Raw genomic sequence first — 17,741 nt, 5'->3', positions numbered from 1 at the left:
TGTATAGCCCGCAGATCTTCTGTCGTAAAGGGCTGACTTTTGCTTGACCATCGGCATAATCGCGATCTACGATCCCGAAACATGGAGGACATAAGCCGGGAATCGGCTGATAACCCTCGAGTGGGCATCATCGGAACCGGCTTCATGGGCGGCGTGCACGCCCGGTCGGCCCGCCTGGCCGGGGCCACGATCGTCGGCGTCGCGGGATCGCGGCCCGGCACGTCGCAGGGCCCCTACGCCTCGGCCGACCAGCTCATCGAGTCGGGCGAGGTCGACCTGGTCCACATCTGCACGCCCAACCACCTGCACGCGCCGCTCACACTCAAGGCCCTGGCCGCGGGAGTGGCGGTGATCTGCGAGAAGCCGCTCGCCACCGACGCGGAGACGGCGGCGCTGATGGCCGCCCGCGCCGCCGAGGCGGGGCTGGTGGCCACCGTGCCGTTCGTCTACCGCTTCCACGCGATGGTCCGCGAGGCCAGGCAGCGGGTGGCGCGCGGCGACGTCGGCAGGGTCAGCCTGGTCCACGGCAGCTACCTGCAGGACTGGCTGCTGCGCCCAGAGGACGACAACTGGCGCGTCGACCCCGAGCTCGGCGGGCCCAGCCGCACCTTCGCCGACATCGGCTCGCACTGGTGCGACCTGGCCGAGTTCGTCATCGGCGAGCGCATCGGCACGGTGTCCGCCCAGACGGGAGTGGTCCAGCGGGAGCGGGCGGGGCACGCCCCCGTGCTGACCGAGGACGTGGTCACCGTCCTGTTCCGCACGACGGGCGGCGCGCTCGGCTCGGTCACCACCAGCCAGGTATCGCCGGGACGCAAGAACCGGCTGCTCCTCGAGGTGTCGGGGACCGAGCAGAGCCTCACCTTCGACCAGGAGGAGCCGGAGAAGCTGTGGGTGGGGCGGCGGAGCGGCTCCATGGCGCTCGTGCGCGACCCCTCGACGCTGTCCGCGCAGGCGCTGCCGTACTCGCCGTTGCCCGCGGGTCACGCACAGGGCTACCACGAGTGCTTCGACGCCTTCGTCGCCGACAGCTACGCCGCCCTGCGCGGCGAGCACCGCGACGGCCTGCCCACCTTCGAGGACGGCGCCCGCGCCGCCCGCGTCTGTGACGCGGTGCTCGCCTCCGCGGCATCAGGCGGGTGGGTCGAGTGCTGAGCATGTCCGGCATCGGCAAGAGCTTCCTCGGCGTGCGCGTGCTCTCCGAGGTGGACCTGGCCGTCGCGGCGGGGCAGGTCCACGCCGTGGTCGGCGAGAACGGCGCGGGCAAGTCCACGCTGATGAAGATCCTCGCCGGCGTGCACGCCCCCGACTCGGGGACGATCACGATCGACGGGCGGCAGGTCTCCTTCCGCCACCCGCTCCAAGCCCAGCGGGCGGGTGTGGCCATCATCTACCAGGAGTTCACGCTGCTGCCCGAGCGCAGCGTCGCGGAGAACGTCTTCCTCGGCAGGGAGCCGTTGCGACGCGGCCTGGTCGACCGCGCGGCCATGGACAGGGCGACCGCCGCCCTCCTGGCCGACCTCGGCGAAGACTCCTTCGGGCCGCGCGACCCCGTCAAGCGGCTGTCAGTGGCGCAGCAGCAGGTCGTCGAGATCGTGAAGGCGCTGTCGCTCGACGCGCGCATCGTGGTGATGGACGAGCCCACGGCCGCCCTCGCCGAGCACGAGGTCGAACTGCTCTACCGGCTGGTGCGCCGATTACAGGAACGCGGGATCGCGGTGCTCTACATCTCCCACCGCCTGCGCGAGGTCTTCGACCTCGCCGCCGAGGTCACCGTGCTGAAGGACGGCCGCCTGGTCGCCACGGTGCCCACCTCCGAGGTCACCTCCGACGACCTGGTCCGCATGATGGTCGGCCGCGATCTCGGCACCTACTTCCCCCCTCGTGCCTCGTCCGTGGGCGAGGTACGGCTGCGCGTCGAAGGCGGCGGCAACGAGCGCCTGGACGACATCACGCTGGAGCTGAGGGCGGGCGAGATCGTCGGCGTCGCGGGCCTGCAGGGCTCGGGCCGCTCGTCGCTCGCCAAAGCGATGTTCGGCGCCGCGCCGTTCACCAGGGGCACGATGACGCCGCTGCGGCCCCGCTCGGTGCGCGAGGCGGTCGCCGCGGGGATCGGCCTGGTCACCGAGGACCGCAAGGCCGAGGGGCTGGCCCTGCGCCAGTCGGTCCGCGACAACGCTCTTCTCGTGGCCCGCGCCATAGGGCGCAAGGGCTCGTCCGTGCACGACCTGCTGGAGCGAGTACGGCTCTCGCCGCCCCGGCCGTCGCAGGAGGTCCGCTACCTGTCGGGCGGCAACCAGCAGAAGGTCGTCCTCGCCAAGTGGATGACGCTCGCGCCCGACGTGCTGCTGTTCGACGAACCGACCAGAGGGGTGGACGTCGGCGCGAAGGCGGCCATCCACGACCTCATGCGCGAGCTGGCGGCCGACGGCATGGCGATCATGATGATCTCCTCCGAGCTGCCCGAGCTCATCGGGATGAGCGACCGCGTCGTGGTCCTGCGCGACGGCCGCATCGCCGGAACGCTGCCCGCGGGCTCGTCGGAAGAGGCCATCATGCGCCTGGCCGCGAGCGAGGAGGCGGCGTGAACGACAACCTTCGTGACGCGCCCTCCCCCGAGAACACGGCCCCGGCTCCCGGGAGCGTGGCGCCGTCTTCCGGCTCGCCGGTCTCCAGAGAGACGTCAGCCGGTGACTCCGGGCGCGGGCTCTCCTCGTCGTCCGCGTCGCCCGTCTCCCCGAAGGCGCGCGGGCGGCTCGCCGGGATGAACCTCGGCTCGACGCAGGTCGTCTACCTCGCGCTGCTGGCCACGATCGTGGTCGGCTGGATCCTGGTCGCGATCGACGGTGGCGACCTGCTCACCCTCGAGACCGTCGTCGGTGTCCAGCAGCGCAGCGCCGCTCTCGGCATCGTCGCCGTGGGACAGACGCTCGCCATCCTCGCCGGCTCCCTCGACCTCTCGGTCGCCTACCTGATCAGCCTCTCCTCTCTGGTCGCCGCCGAGATCATGGCGGCGGGCAGCGTCCCGGGCGCCGTCACCGCGGTCATCGCGGTCAGCGTCCTGGTCGGCCTGGTCAACGGCGTGGTCATCACCAAGCTGAAGGTCCACGCCTTCATCGCCACGCTCGGCGTCGCCCTCATCATCAAGGGCGTCGTCGACCACCTCTACGACGGTCCGGCCGGCCGCGTGCCGGAGTCCTTCCAGCACCTCGGCTACGACAGGATCGGCCCGGTGCCGGTCTCGGCGCTGCTGTGGGCGGCCGTGGCCGGGGCCGCGTGGTTCCTGCTCACCAGGACCAGGTACGGCTACCGCGTGTACGCCGTCGGCGGCGACCCCGACGTGGCCAGGCTCTCGGGCGTGCGCACCGACAGGGTCGTCATCGTCACCCACGTCCTGTGCTCGCTGTGCGCGGGCATCGCGGGACTGCTCCTGGCCAGCAGGCTCGGCGCGGGAGCCCCGACCGTGGGCACCGACGGCGGCTACGACCTGGAGTCGATCGCGGCCGTCGTCCTCGGCGGCACGGCGCTGGCGGGCGGCAGGGGCGGCGTGGCGGGAACGGTCGGCGGCGTCCTGCTGCTGGCGGTCCTCGACAGCGTCTTCAACCAGCTCGAAGTCAACTCCTTCTTCAAGGACGTGGTGCGCGGCGTGGTGATCGTGGTGGCGGTGGCCGTCTACGCCCGTCGTGCGGGAAGGAAGCGGCCGTGAAGCGTGCTCTGCCGATCTTCGCGGTCCTGGCCGCGTTGCTGGTCGCGATCGCCGTGGCCAATCCGTTCTTCCTGGAGCCCGCGGGGTTCCTCGCTTTCGTCAAGAGGGCCGCGCCGCTGGTGATCCTGGCGGCGGGGCAGTACTTCGTGATCATCTCCGGCGAGTTCGACCTGTCGGTCGGCTCGCTGGTGACGGTCGAAGTGGTCGTCGCCGCGCGTCTGATCGACGGCGACGAGGCGGCCACCTGGCCCGTCCTGGCCCTGGTGATCGTCATTGGCCTGCTGGTCGGGCTGGTCAACGGGGCTGTGACGACGCTGCTGCGGGTGCCGTCCTTCATCACCACGCTGGGCATGATGCTCGTGCTGTCGGGCGCGGTCTTCCTCTGGACGGGCGGCGCGCCGCGCGGGGCGCTCTCTCAGGCCTTCAGGGTCTTCGGGCGCGACACCCTGTGGTCCACGCTCATCCTGCTGGCCGTGGGCGTCGCCGCGGTGCTGATCATGCGGGCGAACTTCGGCCGCACGCTCGTCGCCACAGGCGACAACGAGCGCGCGGCGGCCCTGTCGGGGGTCAGGGTCACCAGGGCGAGAATCCTCGCCTTCGTCATCTCCGGGCTGGCCGCGGCGGTCGCCGGCATCCTGCTCGGCGGTTTCGCGGGCGTCTCCGCTCAGGTCGGCCAGGGGCTGGAGTTCTCGGCCATCACCGCGGTCGTGCTCGGCGGTGTCGTGCTCGGCGGCGGTCGCGGCTCGGTCGTGGCCGCCATGGCGGGCGCCCTCACGCTGGAGGCGCTGTTCACCCTGCTCAACCTGTACGGCATCTCGGGGGCGCTGGAGTTCACCGTGCAGGGCGTCATCATCATCGCCGCCGTGGCGGCGGGAGCCGTACGGCTGCCCTTCTCCCTCACCCCCCGAAAAGGAGACGCACATGTCGCGTCGTAAGCCCTTCCTCGTCGCGCTGGCGGGGGTCGCGCTCTTCGCGGCCGCCTGCACCAGCGACAAACCAGCGACCACCGCGAACCAGGCGGCGCCCTCGGCCGCCGCCTCCTCCTCCGCCACGGCGTCCTCCGCGGCCGGCACTGGCGAGCAGTCGAAGTTCTTCGTGCAGGCCGACTACGACGCCCAGCTCGCCATGCGCGCCAAGACCGCGCAGGGCCCCGCCGACAAGCCGTGGGAGCAGGCCATCGACCCGCAGATGGTCAGCACCTCCGAGTACAAGAAGAGCGGCGGCGGCTACCACCTGTGCTTCTCCAACGCGGCCGTCAACAACCCGTGGCGGCAGGTCGGCTGGAAGAGCATGCAGGCTGAGGTGGCCCTGCACAAGGAGATCACCAAGTTCACCGCCCTGGACGCCGAGGGCAAGGACGACAAGCAGATCTCCGACATCGCCGAGCTGACGGGCAAGGGCTGTGACGCGCTGATCGTCTCGCCCAACACGACCGCCACCCTCACCCCCGCCGTGAAGGCCGCCTGCGGCAAGCTGCCGGTGATCGTCTTCGACCGCGGCGTGGAGACCGACTGCCCCGTCACCTTCATCAACCCCATCGGCGGTTACGCCTTCGGCGCCGACGGCGCGGAATTCCTGGTGGAGAAGGTGCCCGCGGGCGGCAAGGTGCTCGCCCTGCGCATCCTGCCCGGCGTGGACGTGCTGGAGACCCGCTGGTCGGCGGCCAAGGCCACCTTCGACAAGAGTCAGCTGCAGGTCGTCGGCGTGGAGTTCACCGACGGCGACGCGGCCAAGACCAAGAGCATCGTCAGCGACTACCTCGCCCGTCATGGCAAGCTGGACGGTGTGTGGATGGATGCCGGAGCCACCGCCGTCGCCGCGATCGAGGCGTTCGAGGACGCGGGCGTGCCGGTCCCCGCCGTGGTCGGCGAGGACCAGCAGGACTTCCTGCAGAAGTGGAAGCAGAACAACCTGACCGCCGTCGCGCCCACCTACCCCACCTACCAGTGGCGCACCCCGGTCATCGCGGCATTGAAGATCCTCAAGGGCGAGGAGGTGCCGAAGACCTGGAAGCTGCCCCAGCCGAAGATCACCGCCGAGAACCTCGACACCTACCTGCAGCCCAACATGCCGCCGCTGCACTACGCGCTGTGCGGCTGCGAGAGCCTGCCCGGCTTCCCCGAGACCTGGGGCGGCAAGAAATGAACCTGGGGGTCAACACCTGGGTGTGGACCTCGCCGCTGACCGACGGCGACCTGGAGGCGCTCGCGCCCCGGGTCGCCGGGTGGGGGTTCGACGTCATCGAGCTGCCCGTCGAGCAGCCGGGCGACTGGGACCCGGCCAGGGCGGCCGACCTGCTCGCCTCGCTCGGCCTGCGCGCCTCCGTGGTGCTGGTCATGCCGCCGGGCCGCGACCTGGTCGCCTCCGACACGGTCAAGGAGACCCAGGACTACCTCAGGCACTGCATGGACGTGGCCGAGATCGTCGGCTCGCCCACCATCGCGGGACCCGCCTACAGCGCGGTCGGCCGTACCTGGCGGATGTCCGCGCGCGAGCGCGCGGCCGCCTACGCCGAACTGCGTGAGAACCTCAAGCCCGTCATCGACCACAGCGGGGTACGGCTGGCGGTCGAGCCGCTCAATCGCTACGAGACGAGCCTGCTCAACACCGTCGAGCAGGCGCTCGAGGCGCTGCCGGAGGGCGCCGACCTGACGCTCGACATCTACCACCTCAACATCGAGGAGAAGGACCCCGCCGCCGCCGTCCGGCTGGCCGCGGGCCGGATCGCGCACGTCCAGGTCTGCGGCACCGACCGGGGCACCCCGGGACAGGACCGCTTCGACTGGCCTGCCTTCATCGCGGCGCTGCGCGCGGTCTCCTACGAGGGGCCGCTGGTCATCGAGTCGTTCACCGCCCACAACCAGACGATCGCCACCGCCGCCTCCATCTGGCGGCCGCTGGCACCCAGCCAGGACGCTCTCGCCGTCGACGGGCTGGCCTTCCTCCGCACCCTCTAACGGAGATCCGCCATGCGTCGTGTTTGTGCTGCCCTCATCCTGCCGTTATTCCTGTTACTCCCCGCCGTGACGGCCAACGCCGCCGTCCACGAGACCTTCCGCGCGCTGCTGTTCACCAAGGCCTCGGGCTACGTCCACGGCTCCATCCCCGCCGGCATCCAGATGGTCAAGGAGCTGGCCGCCGACAACCACTTCGAGGTCGTGCAGACCGCTGACTCCGCGGTCTTCAACGACGCCGACCTGGGCACCTACGACGTGCTGATCATGCTGCAGAACTCCGGCATGGTCTGGGAGAACGACGCCCAGCGCCAGGCGCTGCAGAAGTACGTCCGCTCCGGCAAGGGCGTCGTGGCCGTCCACAACGCGCTCGACATGGGCATCGAGAACGACTTCCCCTGGTGGGACGACCTGGTCAACGGCGGCGCGCACATGCCCGCCCACTCGCCCGGCGTGCTGCAGGGCACGGCCAAGGTCACCGACCGCGTCCACCCCTCCACGAGGAACCTGCCCCTGCGCTGGGAGCGGCCCGAGGAGTGGTACAACTTCTCGCCCAACCCGCGCGGCAACGTGCACGTGCTCGTGACCGCCGACGAGAGGACCTACAACCCGGGTCCCTCGGCCATGGGCGCCGACCACCCCATCTCGTGGTGCCGCAACGCCGAGGGCGGCAAGGTCTGGGCCACCGCGATGGGTCATGACACGGCGTCCTACACCGAGCCCGCCTTCCGCCAGCACGTGCTCGGCGGCATCCAGTGGGCGGCCGGCGCCGAGGCGGGCGACTGCGGCGGCACGGTCACCAGCAGCTTCGAGAAGATCACCCTCGACGACAACACCGCCGATCCGATGGAGCTCGACGTCGCCCCCGACGGCCGCGTCTTCTACGTGCAGCGCAAGGGCGAGATCAAGATCTTCAAGCCCGACACGCACACCACGGTCACCGCCGCCACGCTCAGCGTCTACACCGGCGGCGAGGACGGCCTGGTCGGCATGGAGCTCGACCCCGCCTTCGCCGAGAACGGCTGGATCTACGTCTACTACTCCCCGTCGGCCGGCACCGAGGACGTCAACAGGCTCTCCCGCTTCACCGTGACCGGCGACACCATCGACCCGGCCTCGGAGAAGAAGATCCTCGACGTGCCCGCCTACCGGCAGCGCACCTACCCCGAGCCCGGCCACACCGGCGGCGCGGTCGAGTTCGGCCCCGACGGCACGCTCTACCTGAGCACGGGTGACGACGTCCCGCCGAACCTGTCGCCCGACTGGCAGGGCTACGCGCCGATCGACTGGCGTCCAGGACAGCACATGCTCGACGCCGCCCGCACCGCGGGCAGTACCAACGACCTGCGCGGCAAGATCCTGCGGATCAAGCCGAAGGCCGACGGCGGCTACGACATCCCCACGGGCAACCTGTTCGCCGAAGGCACCGCCAAGACCAGGCCCGAGATCTACGCCATGGGCTTCCGCAACCCGTTCCGCTTCACCGTCGACCAGAAGACCGGCTACCTCCACGTCGCCGACTACGGCCCCGACCGGGGCGGCCCGACCACCGACCGGGGGCCCGAGGGCCTGGTCGAGTACAACGTCATCAAGAAGCCTGGCAACTTCGGCTGGCCCTTCTGCCACGGCGACAATCAGGCCTACGCCCCCTACAACCCCGATACCAAGGTCGTCGGGCCCAAGTTCGACTGCGCCGACCCGGTCAACGACTCGCCCAACAACACCGGGCTGACCGAGCTGCCGCCGATCGAGCTGCCCGTCATGTGGTACGGCTACGGCACCTCGCCGGCCTTCCCCGAGCTCGGCTCCGGCGGCTCGGCCCCGATGAGCGGCCCCGTCTACCGCTACGACGCCGCCTCCACCTCCGCGACGAAGTTCCCCGCCTACTTCGAAGGCAAGAACTTCTTCTACGAGTGGTCGCGCCACTACGTGAAGACCATCCACCTCGACGACCAGGACAAGGTCCTCAAGATCGACCCGTTCCTCGGCACGTTCGTCAAGCCGATGGACATGACCTTCGGCAAGGACGGCTCGCTGTACGTACTGGAGTGGGGCAGCTCCTTCGGCGGCGGCAACAACGACTCGGGCCTCTACCGGATCGACTACTCGGCGGGCGCCCGCGCCCCCGTCGCCAAGGCCACCGCCTCCCGCACGGACGGGCCCGCGCCGCTGAGCGTGACCTTCGACAGCGCCGGCAGTTACGACCCCGACGGCGACCCCATCACCATCGAGTGGGACTTCGACGGCGACGGGACCTTCGACTCCACCGAGGCCAAGCCGACCCACGTCTACCAGGCCAAGGGACAGTACGCCGCGCAGCTCAAGGTCAAGGACTCCACCGGCAAGGAGGGCTTCGCCAACATCCAGATCACCGCGGGCAACACCAAGCCCGTCGTCACCGTCGAGACGCCACTGGACGGCACCACGATCGAGTTCGGCCAGGACGTGCCGTACAAGGTCAAGGTGACCGACCCCGAGGACGGCACGGTGGACTGCACGAAGGTCTTCGTCGCTCCCGCGCTCGGGCACGACGACCACGAGCACGAGACCGTCGAGCTCCCTGGCTGTGAAGGCACCATCTCCACCAGCGACATCGGCGGGCACCCGGCGGGGGCGAACCTCTACTACGTCATCAACGCCCACTACACCGACAAGGGCGACAACCCGCTCACCGGGTACGCCAAGGTCGTCCTCCAGCCCAAGCGCAAGCAGGCCGAGTACTTCAAGACGTCCTCCGGCGTACGGGTGATCGACCAGGCGGGCGCCGAGAGCGGCAAGCGCATCGGCGACATCAGCAACAACGACTGGATCGCCTTCACCCCGCTCGACCTCAACGGCGTCAACTCGGTCTCCTTCAGGATCTCCAGCCCGAACGGAGGCGGCAGCATCGAGCTGCGCGCCGACTCGCCCACCGGCACGCTGCTGGCCACCGCGCCGGTCCACAACACCGGCGGGTGGGACAGCTACCAGATGACCCCCGCGGTGCCGGTCAAGAACGACGTCCGCACCAAGAGCGTCTACGCCGTCTTCAAGAACAGCGCCAACAACGCCTTCGACCTGGACGCCGTTCAGTTCGCCGGTGACTCGGCAGGCGGCGGCGACCTCGACCCCGGCGTCTACACGATCACCGCCCAGCACAGCGGCAAGAACGTCACCCCCGTCTCGCTGCTCGACGACGCCAAGATCGTCCAGCTGGGGGCCAGCCAGGGCGACGAGCAGAAGTGGGAGGCCATCCCGGCCACGGCAGGCGGCTACCAGCTCAAGAACGTCAAGAGCGGCAAGTGCCTCGACGTGCCGGGCGGCTCGACCACGGCGGGCACCCAGCTCGTCCAGTGGTCCTGTCACCCGGCCGACGCGGCCCACCAGGTCCACCAGCGCTTCTCCATCACCGCCTCCGGCGACGACCACATCGTCACCTCGGCCGTCAGCGGACTCTGCCTCGACGTCAACGGCGTCTCCCAGGCCGACAACGCCGCGGTGATCCAGTGGAACTGCGTCAACGCCGCCAACCAGCGCTTCCGCTTCACCCCCGTCGCGGGAGCCGACAGGACACCGCCCGTGACCACCGCCAAGGCCGCCGAGCCGAACGCGGCGGGCTGGCACACCGCGGGTCCCGTCGAGGTCACGCTCACCGCCAAGGACGAGGCCTCCGAGGTCGCCGCCACCGAGTGGCGCCTCGACGGCGGCGCCTGGACCCCGTACACCGAGCCCGTCCTGGTCAGCGGCGACGGGACGAGGAAGGTGGAGTTCCGCTCCCGCGACGGCGCGGGCAACGTGGAGGAGCCCAAGTTCCTCGAGCTCAAGCTCGACACCACCGCCCCCGTGACCACCGCGACCTTCGCCCCCCCGAACGCGGCGGGCTGGAGCAACGGAGACGTCCCCGTCGTCCTGTCCGCCACCGACGCCACCTCGGGAGTCTCGACCATCGAGTACGCCCTCGACCAGGGCGCCTGGACGGCCTACGCCGGCCGGCCCGTGGTCGTCAAGGGCGACGGCCCGCACGAGCTGCGCTACCGCGCCGCCGACACCGCGGGGACCACCGAGCAGGAGAAGGCCGCCGTCCTCAAGATCGACGGCACCCGGCCCACGCTGATGGTCTCCGGAGTCTCCGACGGCCAGGTGTACGGCGACGCCCAGGACCTGCGCGTCACCTGGCAGGCCGTCGACACCACCTCGGGCGTCAAGGCCACCTCGGGCACCCTGGACGGCGCCGCCCTCCAGCCCGGCACGGTCGTCCCGCTGTTCCCGCAGACCCTGTCGGCGCACACCGTCGCGGTCACGGCCTCGGACAACGCGGACAACTCCATCAAGACCGAGGTCGGTTACTCGGTGACCACGTCGATGCGGGACATGCAGCACCTGATCGACAGGTTCCTCGCGACGGACTGGCTGTCGGACCCGGCGGCCCGCGCCCTGACCAAGGAGCTGACCAAGGCCCGCAAGGCGGAGGCTTCGGGGCGGGACGCCAAGGCCGTACGGCTGCTGACGTCCTTCAAGGCCGTGGTGGCCGACGGCCGGCTGGTGCCGAGAGAGGACGTCCGCCAGGTCCTGACCCGCGACGCCGACCACGTCATCGCCACCCTCAAGTGATCGAATGACGAAGCCCCCGGCCGGACGCGCGGCCGGGGGCTCCGTCATGTCGAGATCAGGCGGGAATCCTCCGCTGAAGGTCGATCAGGATCTCCATCGCGGTGGTGTTGAACTCGGCCTGGCGGGTGTTGAACTCGGTCTGGCGGGTGTTGAACTCGGTCTGGCGGGCCTTGACCTCTGCGAGGTCGGCCCTGACCTCGGCCTTGAACTCCTTGAGGTTGTTCGCCACCCCGTTGATTCGGTGAGTGACGTCTTCCAGGCCCTGCATCATGTCGGCCCTCGACGCGATCACCGCGTTCTCGATGTCGGTGACGAACTGCAGGCCGGATTCCTTGATGCCCATCATGCTCTCCCTTACGGTGGGGGAGGGACCTGGACGGTAACAGCGTTCAGGTCCCGTTCGTGTGTTCTAACGCTAGCGGATGACTGCGCGGCTCGACAGAGGAATGACGCGGTCTGTCACCATGAAATCACCGCACGTCACCTCTTCTTCCTCAAGGAGGGAGAGATGTTACTCTTGGTGCACCAAGCAAGCGCTCGATCGCGCGCGGAGGTGGCGGTGGAACGCACGGCCGTTCTGGTGATGGAGATGCAGCGCGGCGTCGTCGGGGATGTCGCGAGATTTCCCGAACTGGTGGCGGTGTGTGACAAGCGGAGAGTGGTCGCCAACGCCGCCGAGGTGCTGCGGGGCGCCAGGAGTGCGGGTGTGCCGGTGATCCACTGCACCGCCGCCTTCAGGGCCGACCGGCGCGGTTCGCACACCCGCAACAGCCCCTTCCTCGCCCACCTGCTGAAGGATCCGGGGCACATGCTGGAGGGCACCGCGGCCGTCGAGGTGTTGCCCGAGCTGTGGGAGCCCGGTGACCTCGAGAGCCGCCGCCACCACGGGTTCTCGCCGTTCACCGGGACCAGCCTGGACATGACGCTGCGGTCGCTGGACGTGACGCGGGTGGTGGCCGTGGGCGTGTCGCTGAACCTGGGCGTCCAGGGCCTGGCGATCGAGGCGGTCAACCTCGGCTACCAGGTCACGGTCGTCGTCGACGCCGTGGCGGGGATCCCCGACGACTACGCGCAGGCCGTCCTCGACCACACGATCGGCCTGCTGGCGACCAGGGTGACGGCCGCGCGGGTCTGGGAGGGCGGCCGGTGATGGACGGGATGCGGCTCGACGGCAGGACCGCGGTGGTCACCGGGGGAGCGGGCGCGATCGGGGCGGCGATCTGCGCGGACCTGGCCGCGCTCGGCGCGCGGGTGGTGGTCGCCGACGTCGAGGGGGAGCGCGCGGCCCGGGTCGCGCGGGCGCTGCCCCCCGGATCGGGTACGGCCCGCCGCGTCGACCTGGCCGACCCCGCGTCGATCGAGGCGTTCTGCGCCGCGGCGGGCGCCGTGGACATCCTCGTCAACAACGCCGGTCTCTCGATCGTCGAGCCGTTCACCGGCAGCGACCCCGCGCACTGGGACCTCATGTGGCGGGTCAACCTGCGCGCCCCCATGCTCATGACCAAGCTGCTCCTGCCGGGGATGGTAGAGCGGGGGTGGGGGCGGCTGGTGTTCGTCTCCTCCGACGGCGCGAGGGCGGGCTCGGGCGGGGAGGGCGCCTACGCGGCGACCAAGGCGGGGCTGTTCGGGCTGGCCAAGACGCTGGCGAGGGAGGCGGCGCGGGGCGAGGTCACCTCCAACGTGGTCTGTCCGGGGCCGACGGACACGCCGATGCTGCGGAAGGTCGCGGCGGAGAAGCCGGGTCTCGTCGAGAAGATCGCCAAGGGGATCCCGCTGCGCAGACTGGGCGAGCCGGAGGACGTCGCGGGACTGGTGGCCTACCTCTGCACCGACCGCGCCGCCTACATCACGGGGCAGACGCTGTCGGTCAGCGGCGGGGTGACGATGCAGTGAAGTCAGAGCGCGTCGTAGACCGCCTTCGTCAGCTCCCACGCCGCCGTGCCGCCCGCGAAGGCCGCCGACATCTCGTTCATGGTGTAGGCGAGGGCCAGGCCGCGCGCGGGGTCGGCGAGACCGAGGAAGCCGCCCATGCCGGCGTGGCCGAAGGCGGTGAGGGCGAACGGCGCGAACCCCTCGGAGGGCAGCATGAAGCCGAGCCCGAACGAGGTGTCGACGAGCAGCACCCGGTCGCGTCCCGCGGCCCTGGGGCGCAGGGCGTCGCGCAGGGTGTCGGGCTGGAGGATCTCGCCCGCGATCAGCGCCCGGTAGAAGCCGGACAGCGCCCTCGCCGTGGTGACCAGGCCCATGGCGGGCCAGCCCGCGCGCAGGAGGTCGGGGTGGTTGGCGCCGCCCTTGAGCCGGTGCACGCCGGGGTTGCCGAGCGCCCTGTTCATCAGGCTGTACGGATCACGCGCCGCCTCCTCGGCCTCGCTGAGCGGCGCGGCCGCTACCAGTGGCGTGGTGGCCCGCGCTCGGGACGGGTCGGGGCGTGGGCCCGCCGACAGGCGGGCGGCTCTGGCGATCACGTCGTCGGGGGCGCCCAGCCACAGGTCGAGCCCCAGCGGTCCGGCGATCTCGGCGGCCACCAGGTCGCCCACCGACTTGCCCGTCACCCTGCGCACGACCTCGCCGATCAGGAACCCGTAGGTCAGCGCGTGGTACCCGTGCGCGCTCCCCGGCTCCCACAACGGCGACTGGCGGGCCAGCCTGGCGGCGATCGCGGCCTGGTCGCCGTACTCCTCGACCGGCACCTGCTCCTCGATCACCGGCAGCCCCGCCTGGTGGGTGAGCAGGTGCTCGACCGTGACCCCCTGGGCGGCGAACTCGGGCCACAGCGCGGCCACCGGCGTCGCAAGCTCGAACAGCCCGCGCTCGACCAGCAGCAGAGCGACGGTCGCGGTCACCGCCTTGGTGCAGGAGTAGGACAGGACGGGCGTGTCCGCCGTCCACGGGCGGCCGGTGCGCCGGTCGGCGACGCCGCCCCAGAGGTCCACCACCAGCTCCCCCTCCACATGGACGGCGAAAGCCGCACCCAGCCCAACATGCCGCGCGAACACGTCGTCCAGCCGCATGGACACCCCTCTGCCGAAAGGAAGCGCTTGCTTGGTTACCGAGCCTAACAACTGGGGCCGGTTCGGCCCAGACGACCAGCGCGGCACCCTGAACCTGCTCACCCCCGCCAGGGTGCTGAACGCCCTCGCCTCCGCGAGGACGGGCCACGTGCTCAGCCTGGCGATGCCGATCAGGGGCGCCACCTCCTCGGCCGCCCCCACGACCGTCCCGCACCTGCGCGGCCGTCCGCTGCCGCAGCACTTCATGTCCGTGGACGGCGGCGACTACGCGGCGGGGGCGAGGGCGATCGGCGCGGGACTGCGGATGGCCGACGACGCGCTGATCGTCACCCACCACGGCACCACGACGCACATGGACGCGCTGTGCCACATGTGGGAGGGCGACGAGCTCTACAACGGCCACCCCGCCGCAAGAGTCCGCTCGTACGGCGCCGGCCGCTGCGGCATCGAGCAGGTCGGCGGCGTCGTGGCCAGGGGAGTCCTGTTCGACGTGCCGCGCCACCTGGGCATGGCGCACCTGCCGGTGGACTTCAGGATCGGGGCCGGGCTGCTGGAGGAGATCAACCCGGGGCTGCGCGAGGGCGACGTGGCGGTGATCCGTACCGGCTGGCCCCTGACCTGGCCCGGCACCTACTGGACCGGCCAGCCCGGCCTCGCGCCCGACGCGGGCCGCTGGCTGACGGGGCGCGACGTGGCCGCCGTGGCCTGCGACAACGCCGCCATCGGCGGGCTGAACGCCGACCAACTGGCCGACGAGAGCCTGGCCGACGACCTCCATCTCATCCTGCTCCACCGCCACGGTGTGCACCTGATCGAGATGCTGTGGCTGGAGGAACTGGCCGAGGCGGGTCCGGCCGACTTCGTCCTCGTCGTGGCGCCGCTGAAGATCGAGGGCGGCACCGGCAGCCCGGTCAACCCGCTGGCGATCCTGTGAGATCGAGGACGCGAAGGGCCTGCCTGGCGGTGTCGCGCAGCCTGGCGGCGTCGTTCGACCCCTTGCCGACCAGGCGCAGCCCCTGCAGCACGGTGAGCAGGAACCGGGCCAGCGAGCGTGGATCCTGGCCCTCGTCCAGCTCGCGCTGCTCGCGCGCCCTGGTCAGCGCCGAGGCGAGCGTGTTCTCGATGAAGTTCCAGTTGCTCTCCACCCGACTGGCCAGTTCCTCGTCGTGCGGGGCCAGCTCGACGGCGGTGTTGACGACCAGGCAGCCGCGATGGACGGTGTCGTGCGCGGCCTCGTCGGCGAATCTCCGCACCAGATCCCGTACGGCGGGCAGCACGGGCCCCGGCTTCGACAGCAGCCCCTCGAAGTCGATGCCCTGCTCGAGGTAGCGCTCGTAGGCCTTCAGGTAGAGCTCCCGCTTGCCGCCGAAGGTCGCGTAGATGCTCGCCCTGCCGATGCCGAGGTGCTGGACGAGATCGGACATGGAGGTCGCCTCGTAACCCCGTTGCCAGAACAGCTCCATGGCCGCCTGCAGCGCCTGGTCGGGGTCGAACTCCTTGGTCCTGGCCATGGCCAGAACCTAGGCTTTATTGGAACGCTCTGTCAAATATCAGCTGTACTCCTGGAAGCGCGGCCAGGCCGTACGCCAGGGCACCCGCAGGCCCTTGCACACCAGCACGGGGAGGCCGTCGAACTCGTTGTCCACCCCCGCCGCGTTGGTCACCCTGCCCCGCTCCACGCAGCTGTGGAACACCGTCTCCAGGCCCCTGCGCGGATACTTCACCGCCACGACCACGTCGGCGCTCTCGGGCGGCGGGCCGTACCGGAAGAGCTGGTTGTGGCCGCTGTAGACCGGCGGCAGGTCCTTGGCCAGGTGGAGCGCGCCCGCCTCGCCGTAGCTGCCGGCCAGCAGCACGGCGCGGGCGCGCTCCTCGGGGGTCAGCGTCCGTACGGCGGCGCGGACCGCTTCGGTGAACTCCGGCCAGCCGATCGACTCCCTGACGATCTCGTTGACCTGCGGGATCGGCGTCATGCCCACCACCGACAGGGGGACCAGCGGCAGCGCCACGATCGCGCAGAGCGCGCCGTTGACCGCCACAGAGGAGGCCAGCCCCGGTGTCACGCCCGCGCAGAACAGCAGGATGATCAGGCCCGCCGTGTAGTCGAAGCGACCGCCGCTGATCAGCGTCAGCGCCGCGGCCACCGGGTAGGCGACCGCCAGGCAGCGCAGCCGCGCGTCCCGCCACAGCCGCAGCCAGCCGCGTGCGCCGACGACGGCCACCACCGGCCCGAACAGCACGATCTGCATCGGGACGAACAGCGCGCGCATCTCCGCGCCCTTGTTCTCGCTCAGCGCGGCGGCCATCTCGAGCTGCGGCCAGCCGTTGGTCGCCTGGAAGACCAGGTTGGGCGCGGCGATCAGCACCGCCAGCCCCGCGCCCGCCCACAGCCAGGGATCGCGCAGGATCCGGCGCGGGCCCACCGCGAGCACGCCCGCCGCCAGCCCGATGACCAGGAGCGCGATCAGGTGCTTGTTGTAGGTCGCCGCGCCGATGACCGCGCCCGCCGCGAGCCACCACCGTCCATCACCCCTGAGCAGGACCCTCAGGACGAACAGGATCGCCGCCGACCAGAGCGGCAGGTCCGCGCTGAGCGTCAGCAGCGAGTGCCCCGCGATCAGCGTGAACACCCCGGTCCCGATGCCCGCCGCGGCGAGGATCTGCGCCCTGCGGTCGCCGCCCAGCTCGCGGCTGATCAGCCCGACCACGAAGACCAGGACCGCCGTGCACGCCAGTGCGGGGATCCGCAGGCCGGTCAGCGTGTCGCCGAACAGTGTGGTCGACAGCCTCGCCAGCATCGGGGTGAGCGGCGGCTGGTCGACGTAGCCCCATGCGGGGTGCTCGGCCAGGAGGCGGAAGTACAGCTCGTCACGGTGGTAGCCGTACAGGGGGCTGAGCGCCAGCAGCAGCGCCGACAGCAGCGCCGCGATCAGGGCGAGGGGCCGCCAGGCCAAGGGGGGCATATCTGATCAACGTAGTCGCCCGCGGTGCCCTTCGGCCACCTGCTTGAAAACTCGCCGGAAAACGGCATAGGCCTCCTCGCCCACGGCCTCGGCGTGGCGGCGCTCGATGGTCGCGACGATCGCGTCGGAGCGCGCCATCTGGTCGAGCCCGAGCTCGGTGGGCACGACGAGCTTGGCCCTGCGGTCGCGCGGGTCGGGCTCCCTGCGCACGTAGCCCAGCTCGACCAGCTCGTCCACCAGCGTGCCGATGACCTGCTTGTGCTGGCCCGACTGCTGGGCCAGGTCGGTGGCCCTGCTGCCGTCCTCGTCCAGGTAGGCCAGCACGGCGCCATGCCGTGGCCGCAGTCGCGGATGGCCCTGCTCGGCGAGCGTGGAGAACAGCTCCTTCTGCAACGAGAACAGCACCTGACCGGCCATGACGCCGAGATCGGGGTCGGTCTTCTTTCGTTCGGCCCGATTCAAGAGCACTCCTTTAGTCACAAATCTTGACTATCATACCTCCCTTACCGTTTCCAGT

At 70.6% G+C, this 17,741-nt stretch carries 15 protein-coding genes; 10 read left to right on the top strand and 5 right to left on the bottom strand.

The window, feature by feature from the left end:
- The first annotated feature begins 120 nt into the window (after positions 1-120).
- The 7 genes from H4W81_RS26840 to H4W81_RS26810 all read left to right on the top strand — a co-directional run bounded on the left by H4W81_RS26840 (position 121) and on the right by H4W81_RS26810 (position 11,250).
- Positions 121-1,155 (top strand): Gfo/Idh/MocA family protein, encoded by a 1,035-nt coding sequence (locus H4W81_RS26840; RefSeq protein ID WP_318781977.1) that lies wholly within the window; start codon positions 121-123, stop codon positions 1,153-1,155.
- A 2-nt stretch (positions 1,156-1,157) separates the two neighbouring features.
- Positions 1,158-2,588: a sugar ABC transporter ATP-binding protein gene (locus H4W81_RS26835; protein ID WP_225960200.1), complete on the top strand. Its 1,431-nt coding sequence runs from the start codon at positions 1,158-1,160 to the stop codon at positions 2,586-2,588.
- Entirely contained in the window at positions 2,585-3,706 is a 1,122-nt protein-coding gene (locus H4W81_RS26830) for an ABC transporter permease (protein WP_318781976.1), read from the top strand. The genes H4W81_RS26835 and H4W81_RS26830 overlap by 4 nt, the downstream gene beginning before the upstream one ends.
- Positions 3,703-4,641 carry an ABC transporter permease gene (locus tag H4W81_RS26825; RefSeq protein WP_192777352.1) on the top strand — a complete coding sequence of 313 codons (939 nt, stop codon included), beginning with the start codon at positions 3,703-3,705 and terminating at the stop codon, positions 4,639-4,641. Before H4W81_RS26830 ends, H4W81_RS26825 begins: the two co-directional genes overlap by 4 nt.
- The gene (locus tag H4W81_RS26820; RefSeq protein WP_192777351.1) at positions 4,628-5,851 is read left to right on the top strand and encodes an ABC transporter substrate-binding protein; all 1,224 of its coding nucleotides are present in this window, start codon (positions 4,628-4,630) and stop codon (positions 5,849-5,851) included. Before H4W81_RS26825 ends, H4W81_RS26820 begins: the two co-directional genes overlap by 14 nt.
- Entirely contained in the window at positions 5,848-6,663 is an 816-nt protein-coding gene (locus H4W81_RS26815; protein WP_192777350.1) for a sugar phosphate isomerase/epimerase family protein, read from the top strand. Before H4W81_RS26820 ends, H4W81_RS26815 begins: the two co-directional genes overlap by 4 nt.
- 66 nt (positions 6,664-6,729) lie before the next feature.
- Complete coding sequence (locus H4W81_RS26810) at positions 6,730-11,250, top strand: ThuA domain-containing protein (RefSeq protein WP_318781975.1); 4,521 nt, start codon at positions 6,730-6,732, stop codon at positions 11,248-11,250.
- 55 nt (positions 11,251-11,305) lie between these two features.
- On the opposite strand, the gene H4W81_RS26805 is transcribed toward H4W81_RS26810, so the two are convergent.
- The gene (locus tag H4W81_RS26805) at positions 11,306-11,596 is read right to left on the bottom strand and encodes a hypothetical protein (protein ID WP_192777348.1); all 291 of its coding nucleotides are present in this window, start codon (positions 11,594-11,596) and stop codon (positions 11,306-11,308) included.
- 213 nt (positions 11,597-11,809) lie between these two features.
- Here H4W81_RS26805 and H4W81_RS26800 point away from each other — a divergent pair, with 213 nt between their 5' ends.
- Both H4W81_RS26800 and H4W81_RS26795 read left to right on the top strand, forming a co-directional pair.
- Positions 11,810-12,400 (top strand): cysteine hydrolase family protein, encoded by a 591-nt coding sequence (locus H4W81_RS26800; protein ID WP_318781974.1) that lies wholly within the window; start codon positions 11,810-11,812, stop codon positions 12,398-12,400.
- Positions 12,400-13,143: an SDR family NAD(P)-dependent oxidoreductase gene (locus tag H4W81_RS26795; RefSeq protein WP_192781061.1), complete on the top strand. Its 744-nt coding sequence runs from the start codon at positions 12,400-12,402 to the stop codon at positions 13,141-13,143. Before H4W81_RS26800 ends, H4W81_RS26795 begins: the two co-directional genes overlap by 1 nt.
- A gap of 2 nt (positions 13,144-13,145) precedes the next feature.
- Here H4W81_RS26795 and H4W81_RS26790 read toward each other — a convergent pair whose 3' ends face one another.
- Complete coding sequence (locus tag H4W81_RS26790) at positions 13,146-14,261, bottom strand: serine hydrolase domain-containing protein (RefSeq protein ID WP_192777346.1); 1,116 nt, start codon at positions 14,259-14,261, stop codon at positions 13,146-13,148.
- A gap of 31 nt (positions 14,262-14,292) precedes the next feature.
- On the opposite strand from H4W81_RS26790, the gene H4W81_RS26785 reads away from it, so the two are divergent.
- Positions 14,293-15,195 (top strand): cyclase family protein, encoded by a 903-nt coding sequence (locus H4W81_RS26785; RefSeq protein ID WP_192777345.1) that lies wholly within the window; start codon positions 14,293-14,295, stop codon positions 15,193-15,195.
- On the opposite strand, the gene H4W81_RS26780 is transcribed toward H4W81_RS26785, so the two are convergent.
- The 3 genes from H4W81_RS26780 to H4W81_RS26770 are packed head-to-tail and all read right to left on the bottom strand — an operon-like array spanning position 15,173 to position 17,686.
- Complete coding sequence (locus H4W81_RS26780; protein WP_192777344.1) at positions 15,173-15,772, bottom strand: TetR/AcrR family transcriptional regulator; 600 nt, start codon at positions 15,770-15,772, stop codon at positions 15,173-15,175. The two genes, H4W81_RS26785 and H4W81_RS26780, sit on opposite strands and share 23 nt — an antisense overlap.
- A gap of 39 nt (positions 15,773-15,811) precedes the next feature.
- Positions 15,812-17,224: a glycosyltransferase family 39 protein gene (locus H4W81_RS26775; protein WP_192777343.1), complete on the bottom strand. Its 1,413-nt coding sequence runs from the start codon at positions 17,222-17,224 to the stop codon at positions 15,812-15,814.
- A 6-nt stretch (positions 17,225-17,230) separates the two neighbouring features.
- A complete protein-coding gene (locus H4W81_RS26770; RefSeq protein WP_225958808.1) occupies positions 17,231-17,686 on the bottom strand; it encodes a MarR family winged helix-turn-helix transcriptional regulator in 456 nt (151 codons plus the stop codon).
- Positions 17,687-17,741 lie beyond the last annotated feature (55 nt).

The sequence above is a fragment of the Nonomuraea africana genome (genome assembly GCF_014873535.1).
In the GTDB taxonomy this organism is placed as follows: Bacteria; Actinomycetota; Actinomycetes; order Streptosporangiales; family Streptosporangiaceae; genus Nonomuraea; species Nonomuraea africana.
The sequence above is the reverse complement of the archived record's forward strand: the minus strand, read 5'-3'. Positions and strand labels throughout refer to the sequence as shown.